This window comes from Escherichia sp. MOD1-EC6842, assembly GCF_002965705.1.
In the GTDB taxonomy this organism is placed as follows: domain Bacteria; phylum Pseudomonadota; class Gammaproteobacteria; order Enterobacterales; family Enterobacteriaceae; genus Escherichia; species Escherichia ruysiae.
Genome location: NZ_PTRF01000010.1, coordinates 15,109 through 31,608 on the forward strand (window position 1 = coordinate 15,109; position 16,500 = coordinate 31,608).

Below are 16,500 nucleotides of genomic sequence, written 5' to 3' on the forward strand. Positions count from 1 at the left end.
CATGCTGGAACTGAATTTTTCCCAGACGTTGGGCAACCATTGCCTGACCATTAATGAAACGCTGCCCGCCAACGGCATCACTGCTATCTTTGGCGTCTCCGGTGCCGGAAAAACCTCGCTGATTAACGCCATTAGTGGACTGACGCGTCCGCAAAAAGGGCGGATTGTCCTCAATGGTCGGGTACTAAATGATGCCGAAAAAGGTATCTGCCTGACGCCAGAAAAGCGTCGTGTTGGCTATGTGTTTCAGGATGCGCGGCTGTTTCCGCATTACAAAGTGCGTGGCAATCTGCGCTACGGCATGGCGAAAAGCATGGTCGATCAGTTCGACAAGCTGGTGGCGCTTTTAGGCATTGAACCGTTACTTGACCGTTTACCTGGCAGCCTGTCCGGTGGCGAAAAACAGCGTGTGGCGATTGGGCGGGCTTTGCTGACAGCGCCGGAATTGCTGTTGCTGGATGAACCGCTGGCGTCACTGGATATTCCGCGTAAACGCGAACTGTTGCCTTATCTGCAACGTCTGACGCGGGAAATCAACATTCCGATGTTGTATGTCAGCCATTCTCTGGATGAGATCCTCCATCTGGCAGACAGAGTGATGGTGCTGGAAAACGGTCAGGTAAAAGCCTTTGGCGCGCTGGAAGAAGTCTGGGGTAGTAGCGTGATGAATCCGTGGCTGCCGAAAGAGCAACAAAGTAGCATTCTGAAAGTGACGGTGCTTGAGCATCATCCGCATTACGCGATGACCGCGCTGGCGCTGGGCGATCAGCATTTGTGGGTCAATAAGCTGGACGCGCCGCTGCAAGCTGCGCTACGTATCCGCATTCAGGCTTCCGATGTCTCGCTGGTTTTACAGCCTCCGCAGCAAACCAGCATTCGTAACGTGTTGCGCGCAAAAGTGGTCAATAGCTATGACGACAACGGCCAGGTGGAGGTCGAACTGGAGGTCGGGGGTAAAACGCTGTGGGCGCGTATTAGCCCGTGGGCGAGGGATGAACTGGCAATCAGACCAGGCCTGTGGCTGTACGCGCAAATTAAAAGTGTGTCGATAACCGCCTGATTAAATCAGGTGGCTATAAATGAACCGGGCAATGCTGTCGGTGGTGTTATCACCAATCACAATGTTGGCGCGCGCTTTTACTGCGTCATCGGCGTTGCCCATCGCTACACCCGTTCCGGCGGCTTCCAGCATACTGATATCATTAAAGTTATCGCCGAACGCCACGACGTTTTCCATCGACCAGCCTTGCGCCTCAACCCATTTCATCAAACGTTTACCTTTGCTGTTGCCGCCGCGTGCAATATCAACCTGATCGTGCCAGGACCATTCGCACTCCAGTCCTAATTCATGTTCAACATGCTTACCAAAATGCTGCAATTGCGGCAGGTCATCGTGCGTCAGGGCGAACTTCCATACGGCGTTAACTTGTTGCGCCGTTTCAGCCAGAGAAGCGACTTGTGTGAAAGTCGGACGCTGTTCCGGCGGCAGGGTTTGCGCCCAGTTAGACGTGCGAATGACATGCCCGGTCGGGTGCTCATAGACCATTGCATCATCGACATACATCAGACCGTGAATGTGGTGTTCATTCAGCATCTCAATGAGTTGCAGGGCTTTATTAACGGGCATTGGGTCCGCTTCCAGCACGGTTTTTGCATGATAATCATACAAATAGGTGCCATTACAGCAAATAGCAGGTGTATCCAGCGCCAGCGCCTGATAAAAAGGATGAATAGCGACGTGATGGCGACCTGTGACGATGATTAATTGATAGCCTGCTTCGCGAGCGCGGGCCAGGGCTTCTATCGATGATGGAAGCAAGGTCTTTTTCGGGGTCAATAAGGTGCCGTCTAAGTCGAGAGCAATCACGCGTGTGGTCATGGCGTATTCCAGATTAAGGTTAAGAATTTTCGTCTGCGCGAATGGTACACCGATACCACTATCGGACAAAATTCTGCGTTTTAATTCAGCATTCACCGCCAAAAGCGACTAATTTTAGCTGTTACAGTCAGTTGCTAAATGCAAAGGAGCATTCATGAAGCAAACAGTTTATATCGCCAGCCCTGAGAGCCAGCAAATTCACGTCTGGAACCTGAATCATGAAGGCGCACTGACGCTGACGCAGGTTGTTGATGTGCCGGGGCAGGTGCAGCCGATGGTGGTCAGCCCGGACAAACGTTATCTCTACGTTGGCGTTCGCCCTGAGTTTCGCGTCCTGGCGTATCGTATCGCCCCGGACGACGGTGCACTGACATTCGCCGCAGAGTCGGCGCTGCCGGGTAGCCCGACGCATATTTCTACCGATCACCAGGGACAGTTTGTCTTTGTAGGTTCTTACAATGCGGGTAACGTGAGCGTAACGCGACTGGAAGATGGCCTGCCAGTGGGCGTCGTCGATGTGGTCGAGGGGCTGGACGGCTGCCATTCCGCCAATATCTCACCGGATAACCGCACGCTGTGGGTTCCGGCATTAAAGCAGGATCGCATCTGCCTGTTTACGCTCAGCGATGATGGTCATCTGGTAGCGCAGGACCCGGCGGAAGTGACGACCGTTGAAGGCGCCGGGCCGCGTCATATGGTGTTCCATCCAAACGAACAATATGCGTATTGCGTCAATGAGTTAAACAGTTCAGTGGATGTCTGGGAACTGAAAGATCCGCACGGCAATATCGAATGTGTCCAGACGCTGGATATGATGCCGGAAAACTTCTCCGACACCCGTTGGGCGGCTGATATTCATATTACTCCGGATGGTCGTCATTTATACGCCTGTGACCGTACCGCCAGTCTGATTACCGTTTTCAGCGTTTCGGAAGATGGCAGCGTGTTGAGCAAAGAAGGTTTCCAGCCAACGGAAACCCAGCCGCGCGGCTTTAACGTTGATCACAGTGGCAATTATCTGATTGCTGCCGGGCAAAAATCTCACCACATCTCAGTTTACGAAATTGTTGGCGAGCAGGGGCTACTGCATGAAAAAGGTCGCTATGCGGTCGGGCAGGGGCCGATGTGGGTGGTGGTGAACGCACACTAACCGTTGAGTTACCCGGCGCAGTATTTCCTGCGCCGGGGTATTACCCCATCTCCTGTAACGCATGTCTCTGGCGTTCGACGATATTGGTCCATAAATTGTCTTTATCATCAGTCCACAAATTAATCAGCAAGGCAAAAAAGCGTTCTGCTGCCGGAGAAAGCACGGCATCTTTGCGACGAATAATCCCCAATGTCCGACGTATAACGGGTTCCACCAGCGGGATACCAATAATAGAAGAATAGGGCGCATGAGGCATTGCCAGGCCAGGAAGCGCCGAAATCCCCAGTCCTGCTTCCACCAGTCCTAATGACGTCGAAAGATGACGCACTTCGTAAAACCAGTCCAGCTTCCAGGGTTTGTCGGACAATTTTTGCTCAATCAGCAGTCGATTGCCGCTGGAGGAGCGCACGCCAATCATTTTGTAGCCTACCAGTTCCTGCCATTCCACTAGTTGCTTTTTGGCTAATGGGTGGTCACGCCGACAGGCCAGCACAAACGGCTCGTTGACCAGTGGCATAAAATCGATGGATGAATTTGTGATGTTGTTCATGTTTATGCCAAAGTCCGATTCGTTGCACAGCACCGATTCCATGCAATTATTCGTGCCTTGTTCCAGAATTCACACTTTAATATTGGGATATAGCTCATTAAATTTGCCAATTGCCAACGGCAAGAAATAAAACACGGCGGTAGGAATACACGCTAATGTCACCATACCACGATGATAAATATTCATATCGCGAATATTAAAAAGCGTTTCATCGAATTTCTTTATTAATTCCCGCGCCTCAGGAAGCAACATTCTCCCCGCTTTTGTTAAAGTAACCTTGCGAGTTGTACGCTCAAAGAGTTGAATATGTAAATCCTCTTCCATCTTTTTTATTCTGCGCGTTAATGCAGGTTGCGTAATATTAAGTAATTTAGCAGCATTGTTAAATGAACTGGACTCTGCCAGCGTGACAAATGCTTTCATACTTGATAACTCATGCTTCATTATTACTCCGGAAAATGGAAGCGGTGCTTTTTAGTGATTTGCAGTTAAACCAGTTTAACAGCCTTTTAATCACTTAAATTAATGAAAAAATGTTATTAATCGTAAAGCTAAAGTCATTAGAGATGCTTTGCCCTTAATGTAACCATATCGCAATAAGTTATGTTTTTAAATTGAGGGCATTGTTATGAAAAAAATACCCTGCGTGATGATGCGAGGTGGAACCTCGAGGGGTGCGTTCCTGTTAGCGGAACATTTACCTGAAGATCAAACGCAGCGCGATAAAATATTGATGGCAATTATGGGTTCCGGTAATGATCTGGAAATTGACGGTATCGGCGGTGGTAATCCACTGACCAGTAAAGTCGCCATTATTAGCCGTTCCAGCGATCCGCGTGCTGATGTCGATTATTTGTTTGCGCAGGTAATCGTCCATGAGCAACGTGTCGATACCACGCCTAACTGCGGCAATATGCTGTCTGGCGTTGGGGCATTCGCCATTGAAAATGGTTTGATTGCAGCGACTTCGCCAGTTACCCGCGTACGTATCCGCAACGTCAATACTGGTACGTTCATCGAGGCTGATGTGCAAACGCCAAATGGTGTTGTCGAGTACGAGGGTAGCGCCAGAATTGACGGCGTACCGGGTACTGCCGCACCGGTTGCGCTCACTTTCCTGAATGCCGCCGGAACCAAAACCGGAAAAGTCTTCCCGACTGATAATCAGATTGATTATTTTGACGATGTCCCGGTGACCTGTATCGATATGGCGATGCCAGTCGTCATTATTCCGGCTGAATATCTGGGAAAAACAGGTTATGAATTACCGGCGGAACTGGATGCCGACAAAGCATTATTAGCCCGCATTGAATCTATCCGTCTACAAGCGGGTAAAGCAATGGGCTTAGGTGATGTCAGTAATATGGTTATCCCTAAACCTGTGCTTATTTCTCCAGCGCAGAAAGGCGGGGCAATTAATGTGCGTTATTTTATGCCGCATTCTTGCCATCGCGCGCTGGCGATAACCGGTGCTATTGCTATTTCCAGTAGTTGTGCATTGGAAGGCACCGTCACCCGACAAATCGTCCCTTCTGTAGGATATGGCAATATCAATATTGAACACCCCAGTGGTGCGCTCGACGTTCATTTAAGTAATGAAGGTCAGGATGCCACGACGTTACGCGCATCTGTTATTCGGACGACCAGAAAAATATTTTCCGGTGAAGTTTATCTTCCCTGAAAAAATTCGTTGTCAGGAAAAGGACAATCAATAAAGGACTTCTGTATGAGTCATACAGAAAGAACAGGATTTTAAATGAATAAGAAATCGTTATGGAAGCTAATTCTGATATTAGCGATCCCATGTATTATTGGCTTTATGCCAGCTCCGGCAGGATTAAGCGAACTGGCGTGGGTGCTTTTTGGTATTTACCTGGCGGCCATTGTGGGGCTGGTTATCAAGCCTTTCCCGGAACCTGTCGTACTGTTAATTGCCGTTGCTGCCTCCATGGTGGTGGTCGGTAACTTATCCGACGGTGCGTTTAAGACCACCGCCGTATTAAGCGGTTACTCTTCAGGTACCACCTGGCTGGTGTTCTCGGCGTTTACCTTAAGCGCCGCATTTGTGACCACCGGCTTAGGTAAACGTATTGCCTATTTGCTGATTGGTAAAATTGGTAGCACTACCCTGGGTCTGGGTTACGTTACGGTATTTCTCGATCTGGTACTGGCTCCGGCAACACCGTCTAACACCGCGCGTGCGGGCGGCATTGTGTTACCGATCATCAACAGCGTGGCGGTGGCTTTGGGGTCCGAACCGGAAAAAAGTCCGCGTCGTGTCGGACATTACCTGATGATGTCCATTTACATGGTCACCAAAACCACCAGCTATATGTTCTTTACCGCAATGGCGGGGAACATTCTGGCGCTGAAAATGATCAACGACATTCTGCACCTGCAAATTAGCTGGGGTGGATGGGCGCTGGCAGCCGGATTGCCGGGCATCATTATGCTGCTGGTTACCCCGCTGGTGATTTACACCATGTATCCGCCAGAAATTAAGAAGGTGGATAACAAAACCATCGCCAAAGCGGGCCTTGCCGAACTGGGACCGATGAAAATCCGCGAAAAAATGCTGCTCGGTGTCTTTGTGCTGGCGCTGCTGGGCTGGATTTTCAGTAAGTCCCTGGGGGTTGATGAATCCACCGTGGCAATCGTTGTTATGGCGACCATGCTGCTGCTGGGTATCGTTACCTGGGAAGACGTGGTTAAAAATAAAGGCGGCTGGAATACCTTAATCTGGTACGGCGGTATTATCGGCTTAAGCTCCTTATTATCGAAAGTTAAATTCTTCGAATGGTTAGCTGAAGTCTTTAAAAATAACCTGGCATTTGATGGTCACGGTAACGTTGCTTTCTTCGTTATTATTTTCCTCAGCATCATCGTTCGTTATTTCTTCGCTTCCGGTAGTGCCTATATCGTTGCTATGTTACCGGTATTTGCCATGCTGGCGAACGTCTCCGGCGCACCGTTAATGTTAACCGCGCTGGCACTGTTGTTCTCCAACTCCTATGGCGGCATGGTTACTCACTATGGCGGCGCGGCAGGTCCGGTCATCTTTGGCGTGGGTTATAACGATATTAAATCCTGGTGGTTGGTCGGTGCGGTACTGACGATATTAACCTTCCTGGTGCATATCACCCTTGGCGTGTGGTGGTGGAATATGCTGATCGGCTGGAACATGCTGTAAATATACTCGTCATACTTCAAGTTGCATGTGCTGCGTCTGCGTTCGCTCACCCCAGTCACTTACTTATGTAAGCTCCTGGGGATTCACTCGCTTGTCGCCTTCCTGCAACTCGAATTATTTAGAGTATATCCATTTATTATCTTTCTGCGCACTTCACGGTGCGCAGATATCTGGAGCATTTGATGATCAAGTTATCTGAAAAAGGCGTGTTTCTCGCCAGTAATAACGAAATAATTGCCGAAGAACATTTCACCGGCGAAATTAAAAAAGAAGAAGCAAAAAAAGGCACTATTGCCTGGTCTATTCTCTCTTCTCATAATACGTCCGGAAATATGGATAAACTTAAAATTAAGTTTGATTCATTAGCCTCTCACGATATTACCTTTGTTGGTATTGTACAGACCGCTAAAGCGTCCGGTATGGAACGTTTCCCGCTGCCGTATGTGCTGACCAACTGCCATAACTCACTCTGCGCCGTCGGCGGCACCATTAACGGTGATGACCATGTTTTTGGTTTATCGGCGGCTCAGCGTTATGGCGGTATTTTTGTGCCTCCGCATATTGCGGTCATCCATCAATATATGCGTGAGATGATGGCAGGCGGCGGCAAAATGATCCTCGGGTCAGACAGCCACACCCGTTACGGTGCATTAGGGACAATGGCAGTCGGTGAGGGTGGCGGTGAGTTGGTAAAACAGCTGCTTAATGACACCTGGGATATCGACTATCCGGGAGTTGTTGCGGTGCATTTGACCGGAAAACCTGCGCCGTATGTGGGGCCACAGGATGTGGCGCTGGCTATCATCGGTGCCGTGTTCAAAAACGGCTACGTCAAAAACAAAGTGATGGAATTCGTAGGTCCCGGTGTTGCTGCGCTCTCTACCGATTTCCGTAACAGCGTTGACGTTATGACCACTGAAACGACCTGTTTAAGTTCTGTCTGGCAAACCGATGAAGAAGTCCATAACTGGCTGGCGCTGCACGGTCGCGGCCAGGATTACTGCCAGCTTAACCCTCAACCGATGGCATACTACGATGGCTGCATCAGCGTTGATTTAAGCGCCATCAAACCAATGATTGCGCTGCCGTTCCACCCGAGCAACGTATATGAAATCGACACGCTGAACCAGAACCTGACCGACATTCTGCGTGAGATTGAAATTGAGTCCGAACGCGTGGCGCACGGTAAAGCCAAACTCTCGCTGCTGGATAAAGTGGAAAATGGTCGCCTGAAAGTGCAGCAGGGGATTATCGCGGGCTGTTCTGGCGGTAACTACGAAAACGTCATCGCGGCGGCGAATGCACTGCGCGGTCAATCCTGTGGCAACGATACCTTCTCGCTGGCGGTTTACCCGTCATCACAGCCGGTGTTTATGGATTTAGCCAAAAAAGGCGTGGTAGCAGATTTGATTGGCGCAGGCGCAATCATCAGAACCGCGTTCTGCGGCCCATGCTTTGGCGCGGGCGATACGCCAATCAACAACGGTTTGAGTATTCGCCACACCACGCGTAACTTCCCGAACCGCGAAGGCTCTAAGCCAGCCAATGGGCAGATGTCAGCAGTGGCGTTGATGGACGCTCGTTCTATCGCTGCGACTGCGGCAAACGGTGGCTATTTAACCTCTGCGAGCGAACTTGATTGCTGGGATAACGTGCCGGAGTACGCCTTCGATGTAACGCCGTATAAAAATCGTGTTTATCAGGGCTTTGTGAAAGGGGCGACCCAGCAACCGTTGATTTACGGACCGAACATTAAAGACTGGCCAGAATTGGGGGCGCTGACTGACAATATCGTCCTCAAAGTGTGCTCGAAGATCCTCGACGAAGTCACCACCACCGACGAACTGATTCCTTCCGGTGAAACCTCTTCTTATCGTTCAAATCCGATTGGTCTGGCGGAGTTTACCCTGTCACGCCGCGATCCAGGTTATGTTGGCAGAAGTAAAGCGACTGCTGAGCTGGAAAATCAGCGTCTGGCGGGGAATGTCAGCGAGCTGACAGAGGTGTTTGCGCGCATTAAGCAGATTGCTGGTCAGGAGCATATTGATCCGCTGCAAACTGAAATTGGCAGCATGGTCTATGCGGTGAAACCAGGCGATGGTTCTGCGCGTGAGCAGGCGGCGAGCTGCCAGCGTGTGATTGGCGGTCTGGCGAATATTGCCGAGGAATACGCGACTAAACGTTACCGTTCTAATGTCATCAACTGGGGGATGTTACCGCTGCAAATGGCAGAAGTGCCGAACTTTGAAGTGGGGGATTACATTTATATTCCTGGCATTAAAGCGGCGCTGGATAATCCAGGTACGACCTTCAAAGGTTATGTGATCCATGAAGATGCGCCGGTTACGGAAATTACGCTGTATATGGAAAATCTGACTGCGGAAGAGCGTGAGATTATCAAGGCGGGTAGTTTGATTAACTTCAATAAAAACCGTCAGATGTAAAAAGCGCCATGTGAATGTAGGCCGCATCCGGCACTTATTGTCGGATGCGATGCTGGCGCATCTTATCCGACCTACGAATCGCATCGACCCGTAGGCCGGATAAGGCGTTTACGCCGCATCCGGCAAATAGTTAACAACGCTTATTTCTTTGCTTCTGCAACCACTTTGCTACCCACGCCACGGTTATTGTATTCCCACATGCGGTTGTAGTTAGTGTCATTCAGATTGCGCTGTACTTCGTCGTTATCATCAACGCTGCCGGTATTACCCGCAAATGGACGATTAGAAATCACCGCGTCGGCCCACGGTTTAGCCGTGTTAAAGCCTTCGTTGATGGCGCTATCACGGATCACTACCTGACCGTTGGTATTGGCATCAACATCCAGCGAGCGGCCCAGCTGTGCGACGCCATCACCGGAGGCATTGAAACGGCTATTTACGGCAAGGAAACCGTAGTAAATATTGGACAGCGTAGCCGGTGCGAACACATACGCTTCTTGCTGAGTACGTGAGTTCACCACGCGGAATTCGGTATTATCGAACACCACTGCACCACGGCCAGAAACGATATCCACATCCCCTTCGATGTAGCTATTAGTTACCAGAGTACGCGGCTGACGATTCGTTTCCAGACGGTTTTGCACACCGCTGTTGGTGACAAAGAAAGTATTCTGACGACCAAGAATGTTAACGTTGTTGATCTGTACTTTGTCGCCATCAGTACGCAACGCCACCGCCGGATGGTTACCCGCATCTACGCTATCGCCCAGCGTGTTTTCGATGGTCAGGTTTTGCAGTTGCAGGCCATTGTTTTGTGACCAGAAGACCGCAGAACAGAGAACGCCGATGCTGTTGCTGCGTTTGCTCTGGCAACTATCGTACATATACCACGCTGGTTTACCGGGCATATATTTGCCGCGTGGGTTAACGTCATGACGCCAGTCAGCAGGGCTCATTCCACCATCAAGGGAAAGTCCAATTTTCACATCAATCGGTTTTTCGCCCATGCCGTAAACGGTGATTCCGCCCGGTGCCGCAGGGACATAAACCGTACCTTCATACTCACCTGGCATCACGGCAATATACTGGCGCTTATTGGTACGCTTGATAATCGCCGCATCTACCGCCGCCTGAATCGTGGTATGCGTTACACCTTGAGTACCCGCCGGGCCGACAACAAAATCAGGTTGCGCAGGCAGGGTAATCGGGGAAGGATTCCATGCTGCAGCACCTGGCGTCAGGGAGGAAAAATAGTGTTGAGCATCGAAATTCTGCGCTTCTTTTGCCGACAGAATCGGGCGAGAAGACGTACCAGGTGCTACTTGATCGGAAGGGCGTTGATCGGGCGGTGTTGAGCTACAGGCGGTCAGCGTCACGCCAAAAGCCAGTGCCAGCGCCAGACGGGAAACTGAAAATGTGTTCACAGGTTGCTCCGGGCTTTGAAATGGAAAAATGAATCCGTTGAAGCCTGCTTTTTTATACTAACTTTAGCGAAACGGGAAGGTAAAAAGACAAAAAGTTGTTTTTAATACCTTTAAGTGATGTCAGATGGCCTTGCACCATCTGACAGAACATTTAACTGAACATCGCGGTAATTGATGCGCTGGCGAGAGAGTGGAAATGAACGTTAAAACCGACCATCGCGCCGCTGGCACCTTCATCGACATCAATACGTTCTACATTCAGCGCGTGAACAGTAAAAATGTAGCGATGAGTTTCGCCTTTTGGCGGCGCGGCGCCACCGTATCCGGCTTTACCAAAATCGGTACGTGTCTGGAGCACGCCATCAGGGATTGCCACCAGACCAGAGCCAAACCCCTGCGGTAATACGCGGGTATCAGCGGGTAAGTTAACAACTACCCAGTGCCACCAGCCGGAGCCGGTTGGCGCATCCGGGTCGTAGCAGGTGACAACAAAACTTTTCGTTCCCGCAGGAACATCATCCCACGCCAGATGTGGCGAAATATTATCGCCATCGTAACCCATGCCGTTAAAGACATGACGATGCGGCAACTTATCGCCATCGCGCAGATCATTACTGATGAGTTTCATGAACCCTCCTTTCTAGTTTGCAGAAAGTGTAGCCAGAAACCCACACGCTGACTTCCCGTTATTGGCAAAAAAATGTTTCATCCTGCACCGCACGGTTAACCGCTGCGGTCAGACGCTGCAACTGTTGCGGGAGAATAATATAGGGCGGCATCAGGTAAATCAGTTTGCCAAAAGGCCGGATCCATACCCCCTGTTCGACAAAGAATTTTTGCAGCGCCGCCATATTCACCGGACGAGTGGTTTCGACCACGCCAATTGCCCCCAGTACGCGCACATCGGCAACCATTTCGGCGTCACGGGCTGGTGCCAGTTGCTCACGTAGTTGCGCTTCAATATTTGCCACCTGCTGGTGCCATTTACCGGATTCAATAATCGTCAGGCTGGCGTTCGCTGCCGCGCAGGCCAGTGGATTGCCCATAAAAGTTGGCCCGTGCATAAAGCAACCAGCTTCGCCGTTACTGATGGTTTCTGCAACCTCGCGCGTGGTGAGCGTGGCTGAAAGGGTCATCGTGCCGCCGGTTAAGGCTTTACCGAGGCATAAAATGTCCGGCGCAATCCCCGCATGTTCACAGGCAAACAGTTTGCCGGTACGACCAAATCCGGTGGCGATTTCGTCAGCAATCAGCAAGATACCTTCACGATCGCACATTTTGCGGATTCGTTTTAACCATTCCGGATGGTAGATGCGCATCCCGCCTGCGCCCTGGACAATCGGTTCAATGATCACCGCAGCGATTTCATGACGATGCGCCGCCATCAGGCGCGCAAAGCCTACCATATCGCGCTCATCCCATTCGCCGTCCATGCGGCTTTGCGGGGCTGGAGCAAACAAGTTTTCTGGCAGATAGCCTTTCCACAGGCTGTGCATAGAGTTGTCAGGATCGCATACCGACATCGCGCCAAAAGTATCGCCATGATAACCATTGCGGAAGGTCAGAAAACGCTGGCGCGCTTCGCCTTTGGCCTGCCAGTACTGCAACGCCATCTTCATCGCCACTTCCACCGCTACGGAGCCGGAGTCTGCGAGAAAAACGCACTCCAGTGGTTGCGGCGTCATCGCCACCAGTTTGCGGCATAGCTCGATGGCGGGCGCATGGGTGATACCGCCAAACATCACATGCGACATGGCATCAATTTGCGACTTCATCGCCGCATTAAGCTGCGGGTGATTGTAGCCGTGGATCGCCGCCCACCAGGACGACATACCGTCAACCAGGCGTCTGCCGTCAGACAAAATCAGCTCGCAACCTTCCGCGCTCGCCACCGGATAAACCGGCAGCGGGGAGGTCATGGATGTGTACGGGTGCCAGATATGGCGTTGGTCAAAGGCAAGATCGTCCATTGTCATAATCGACTTGTAAACCAAAATGAAAAGATTTAGGTTTACAAGTCTACACCGAATTAACAACAAAAAACACGTTTTGGAGAAGCCCCATGGCTCACCGCCCACGCTGGACATTGTCGCAAGTCACAGAATTATTTGAAAAACCGTTGCTGGATCTGCTGTTTGAAGCGCAGCAGGTGCATCGTCAGCATTTCGATCCTCGTCAGGTACAGGTCAGCACTTTGCTGTCGATTAAGACCGGAGCTTGTCCGGAAGACTGCAAATACTGCCCGCAAAGCTCGCGCTACAAAACCGGGCTGGAAGCCGAGCGGTTGATGGAAGTTGAACAGGTGCTGGAGTCGGCGCGCAAAGCGAAAGCGGCGGGATCGACACGTTTCTGCATGGGCGCGGCGTGGAAGAATCCGCACGAACGCGATATGCCCTATCTCGAGCAGATGGTGCAGGGGGTAAAAGCGATGGGGCTGGAGGCGTGTATGACGCTGGGGACATTAAGTGAATCCCAGGCGCAGCGCCTTGCGAATGCCGGGCTGGATTACTACAACCACAACCTCGACACCTCGCCGGAGTTTTACGGCAATATCATTACCACGCGTACCTACCAGGAACGCCTCGATACGCTGGAAAAAGTGCGCGATGCCGGGATCAAAGTCTGCTCAGGTGGCATTGTGGGCTTAGGCGAAACGGTGAAAGATCGCGCCGGATTATTGCTGCAACTGGCAAACCTGCCGACGCCGCCGGAAAGCGTACCAATCAACATGCTGGTGAAGGTGAAAGGCACGCCGCTGGCGGATAACGATGATGTCGATGCCTTTGATTTTATTCGCACCATTGCGGTGGCGCGGATCCTGATGCCGACCTCTTATGTGCGCCTTTCTGCCGGACGCGAGCAGATGAACGAACAGACTCAGGCGATGTGCTTTATGGCCGGAGCTAACTCGATTTTCTACGGTTGCAAACTGCTGACCACGCCGAATCCGGAAGAAGATAAAGACCTGCAACTGTTCCGCAAACTGGGGCTGAATCCGCAACAAACCGCCGTTCTGGCGGGCGATAACGAACAACAGCAACGTCTGGAACAGGCGCTGATGACCCCGGACACCGACGAATACTACAACGCGGCAGCCCTATGACCTGGCAGGAGAAGATTAACGCGGCGCTCGATGCGCGGCGTGCTGCCGATGCCCTGCGTTGCCGTTATCCGGTGGCACAAGGCGCCGGACGCTGGCTGGTGGCGGACGAACGGCAGTATCTGAACTTTTCCAGTAACGATTACTTAGGTTTAAGCCATCATCCGCAAATTATCCGTGCCTGGCAGCAGGGGGCGGAGCAATTTGGCGTCGGTAGTGGCGGTTCCGGTCACGTCAGCGGTTATAGCGTGGCGCATCAGGCGCTGGAAGAAGAACTGGCCGAGTGGCTGGGTTATTCGCGGGCGCTGCTGTTTATCTCCGGTTTTGCCGCTAATCAGGCGGTCATTGCCGCGATGATGGCGAAAGATGACCGCATCGTTGCCGACCGGCTTAGCCACGCCTCCTTGCAGGAAGCGGCCAGTTTAAGTCCGGCGCAGCTTCGCCGTTTTGCTCATAACGATGTCGCTCATCTGGCGCGCCTGCTTGCTTCCTCCTGTCCAGGGTTGCGACTGGTGGTGACAGAAGGCGTATTCAGTATGGATGGCGATAGTGCGCCGCTGACGGAAATCCACCGTGAGACGCAACAGCACAATGGCTGGTTGATGGTCGACGATGCCCACGGTACGGGTGTTATCGGTGAACAGGGGCGCGGTAGCTGCTGGCAACAGCAGGTGAGGCCGGAATTGCTGGTGGTTACGTTTGGCAAAGGATTTGGTGTCAGCGGTGCGGCGGTGCTTTGCTCTGAAACTGTGGCGGATTATCTGCTGCAATTTGCCCGCCATCTTATCTATAGCACCAGTATGCCGCCCGCTCAGGCGCAGGCATTACGTGCGTCGCTGGCGGTCATTCGCCGTGATGAGGGTGATGCACGGCGCGAAAAACTGGCGTCACTCATTGCGCGTTTTCGTGCCGGAGTACAGGATTTGCCGTTTACGCTTGCTGATTCATGCAGCGCCATCCAGCCATTGATCGTCGGTGATAACAGCCGTGCGTTACAACTGGCAGAAAAACTGCGCCAGCAAGGCTGCTGGGTCACGGCGATTCGCCCGCCAACCGTACCCGCTGGTACTGCGCGACTGCGCTTAACGCTAACCGCAGCGCATGAAATGCAGGATATCGACCGTCTGCTGGAGGTGCTGCATGGCAACGGTTAATAAACAAGCCATTGCAGCGGCATTTGGTCGGGCAGCCTCACAGTATGAGCAACACGCAGAGTTACAGCGTCAGAGCGCCGATGCCTTGCTGGCAATGCTCCCGCAACGCAAATACGCCCGTGTGCTGGACGCTGGCTGTGGACCTGGCTGGATGAGCCGCCACTGGCGCGAGCGCAGCGAGCAGGTGATGGCGTTAGATCTCTCGCCGCCAATGCTTGCCCAGGCACGCCAGAAGGATGCCGCAGATCATTATCTGGCGGGGGATATCGAATCCCTGCCGTTAGCGACTGCGACGTTCGATCTTGCATGGAGCAATCTCGCGGTGCAGTGGTGCGGTAATTTATCCACGGCATTAGGTGAGCTTTGTCGCGTAGTACGCCCCGGCGGCGTGGTGGCATTTACCACGCTGGCGCAGGGATCGCTCCCTGAATTACATCAGGCGTGGCAAGCGGTAGATGAACGGCCTCATGCTAATCACTTTTTACTACCCGCTGACATTGAACAGGCGCTGAAAGGCTTATGTTATCAACACCATCTTCAACCCATCACTCTGTGCTTTGATGATGCGCTCAGTGCCATGCGTTCGCTGAAAGGCATTGGCGCAACGCATCTTCACGCAGGGCGCGATCAGCGAGTATTAACCCGTTCACAGTTACAACAACTGCAACTGGCCTGGCCGCAACAGCAGGGGCGATATCCCCTGACTTATTATCTTTTTTTGGGAGTAATTACTCGTGAGTAAACGCTATTTTGTCACCGGAACGGACACCGAAGTGGGTAAAACCGTTGCCAGTTGCGCACTGTTGCAGGCCGCGAAGGCCGCAGGTTACCGGACGGCAGGCTACAAACCCGTTGCCTCTGGTAGCGAAATGACTGCAGAAGGTTTACGCAACAGCGATGCACTGGCGTTACAGCGCAACAGCAGCCTGCAGCTGGATTACGCCACGGTGAATCTATATACCTTCGAAGAGCCGACCTCGCCGCATATCATCAGCGCGCAAGAGGGCAGGCCAATTGACCCATTGGTGATGAGTGCCGGATTACGTGCGCTGGAACACCAGGCTGAGTGGGTGCTGATAGAGGGCGCGGGCGGCTGGTTTACGCCGCTTTCGGATTCCTTCACGTTTGCAGATTGGGTAACGCAGGAACACCTGCCGGTGATACTGGTGGTAGGCGTGAAACTCGGCTGTATTAATCATGCGATGCTGACAGCACAGGCAGTACAGCAGGCAGGGCTAACACTCGCAGGCTGGGTGGCGAACGATGTCACGCCGCAGGGTAAACGCCACAGTGAATATATGGCTACGCTCACCCGAATGATCCCCGCGCCGCTGCTGGGGGAAATTCCCTGGCTTCAGGAAAATCCAGAAAGTGCGCTAACCGGAAAATATATAAATCTCACATCACTGAAGTAGCAAAAAAATTGGTTGAATTGCGAGCGAGATCGCGTCTTCGGTCGCCCGTAATTTAACCAACCAAATGCTAAAAAAATCGCGAAAAAAATTTTACCCCGGCATTATACGATTAGTATGGGAATTGCCCAGGCGGCTGGACATAGGGGCTGCAGGTAGTTATCCACTATTCCTGTGGATAACCATGTGCATTAGAG

General features: G+C 52.0%; 13 protein-coding genes and 1 pseudogene. 9 read left to right on the forward strand and 5 right to left on the reverse strand.

The window, feature by feature from the left end:
• Position 1: 1 nt before the first annotated feature.
• Entirely contained in the window at positions 2-1,060 is a 1,059-nt protein-coding gene (gene modC, locus A7Z29_RS13325; protein ID WP_000891680.1) for a molybdenum ABC transporter ATP-binding protein ModC, read from the forward strand.
• Here modC and ybhA read toward each other — a convergent pair whose 3' ends face one another.
• Entirely contained in the window at positions 1,061-1,879 is an 819-nt protein-coding gene (gene ybhA / locus A7Z29_RS13330) for a bifunctional pyridoxal phosphate/fructose-1,6-bisphosphate phosphatase (RefSeq protein ID WP_065226412.1), read from the reverse strand.
• Between the two features lie 154 nt (positions 1,880-2,033).
• Here ybhA and pgl point away from each other — a divergent pair, with 154 nt between their 5' ends.
• Positions 2,034-3,029 carry a 6-phosphogluconolactonase gene (pgl, locus tag A7Z29_RS13335; RefSeq protein ID WP_105290354.1) on the forward strand — a complete coding sequence of 332 codons (996 nt, stop codon included), beginning with the start codon at positions 2,034-2,036 and terminating at the stop codon, positions 3,027-3,029.
• Between the two features lie 40 nt (positions 3,030-3,069).
• Here the strand turns inward: pgl and A7Z29_RS13340 are convergent.
• Positions 3,070-4,023 (reverse strand): annotated as a pseudogene (locus A7Z29_RS13340) (LysR family transcriptional regulator).
• 184 nt (positions 4,024-4,207) lie between these two features.
• Here A7Z29_RS13340 and A7Z29_RS13345 point away from each other — a divergent pair.
• The 3 genes from A7Z29_RS13345 to A7Z29_RS13355 all read left to right on the forward strand — a co-directional run bounded on the left by A7Z29_RS13345 (position 4,208) and on the right by A7Z29_RS13355 (position 9,213).
• The gene (locus A7Z29_RS13345) at positions 4,208-5,260 is read left to right on the forward strand and encodes a 4-oxalomesaconate tautomerase (RefSeq protein WP_000723652.1); all 1,053 of its coding nucleotides are present in this window, start codon (positions 4,208-4,210) and stop codon (positions 5,258-5,260) included.
• Between the two features lie 75 nt (positions 5,261-5,335).
• A complete protein-coding gene (locus A7Z29_RS13350; protein ID WP_001036486.1) occupies positions 5,336-6,769 on the forward strand; it encodes an anion permease in 1,434 nt (477 codons plus the stop codon).
• A gap of 182 nt (positions 6,770-6,951) precedes the next feature.
• Positions 6,952-9,213, forward strand: a complete 2,262-nt coding sequence (locus A7Z29_RS13355) for a hydratase (protein ID WP_105290355.1) — start codon at positions 6,952-6,954, stop codon at positions 9,211-9,213.
• A gap of 140 nt (positions 9,214-9,353) precedes the next feature.
• Here A7Z29_RS13355 and A7Z29_RS13360 read toward each other — a convergent pair whose 3' ends face one another.
• The 3 genes from A7Z29_RS13360 to bioA form a co-directional block, all read right to left on the reverse strand.
• Entirely contained in the window at positions 9,354-10,637 is a 1,284-nt protein-coding gene (locus A7Z29_RS13360; RefSeq protein WP_085460535.1) for a putative acyl-CoA thioester hydrolase, read from the reverse strand.
• A gap of 151 nt (positions 10,638-10,788) precedes the next feature.
• On the reverse strand, positions 10,789-11,265 hold the full coding sequence (locus tag A7Z29_RS13365; RefSeq protein WP_032224995.1) for a kinase inhibitor: 477 nt from the start codon (positions 11,263-11,265) through the stop codon (positions 10,789-10,791).
• Between the two features lie 58 nt (positions 11,266-11,323).
• Positions 11,324-12,613 carry an adenosylmethionine--8-amino-7-oxononanoate transaminase gene (gene bioA / locus A7Z29_RS13370; RefSeq protein WP_105290356.1) on the reverse strand — a complete coding sequence of 430 codons (1,290 nt, stop codon included), beginning with the start codon at positions 12,611-12,613 and terminating at the stop codon, positions 11,324-11,326.
• A gap of 86 nt (positions 12,614-12,699) precedes the next feature.
• On the opposite strand from bioA, the gene bioB reads away from it, so the two are divergent.
• From bioB to bioD, 4 genes are read left to right on the forward strand one after another with little or no spacing between them, the layout of a single operon-like run.
• On the forward strand, positions 12,700-13,740 hold the full coding sequence (gene bioB, locus A7Z29_RS13375; protein WP_000951210.1) for a biotin synthase BioB: 1,041 nt from the start codon (positions 12,700-12,702) through the stop codon (positions 13,738-13,740).
• Positions 13,737-14,891, forward strand: coding sequence for an 8-amino-7-oxononanoate synthase (bioF, locus tag A7Z29_RS13380; protein WP_000220207.1), 1,155 nt, complete (start codon positions 13,737-13,739; stop codon positions 14,889-14,891). Before bioB ends, bioF begins: the two co-directional genes overlap by 4 nt.
• Complete coding sequence (bioC, locus tag A7Z29_RS13385; protein ID WP_000246808.1) at positions 14,878-15,633, forward strand: malonyl-ACP O-methyltransferase BioC; 756 nt, start codon at positions 14,878-14,880, stop codon at positions 15,631-15,633. Before bioF ends, bioC begins: the two co-directional genes overlap by 14 nt.
• Positions 15,626-16,306 carry a dethiobiotin synthase gene (gene bioD / locus A7Z29_RS13390; RefSeq protein WP_000044852.1) on the forward strand — a complete coding sequence of 227 codons (681 nt, stop codon included), beginning with the start codon at positions 15,626-15,628 and terminating at the stop codon, positions 16,304-16,306. Before bioC ends, bioD begins: the two co-directional genes overlap by 8 nt.
• Positions 16,307-16,500 lie beyond the last annotated feature (194 nt).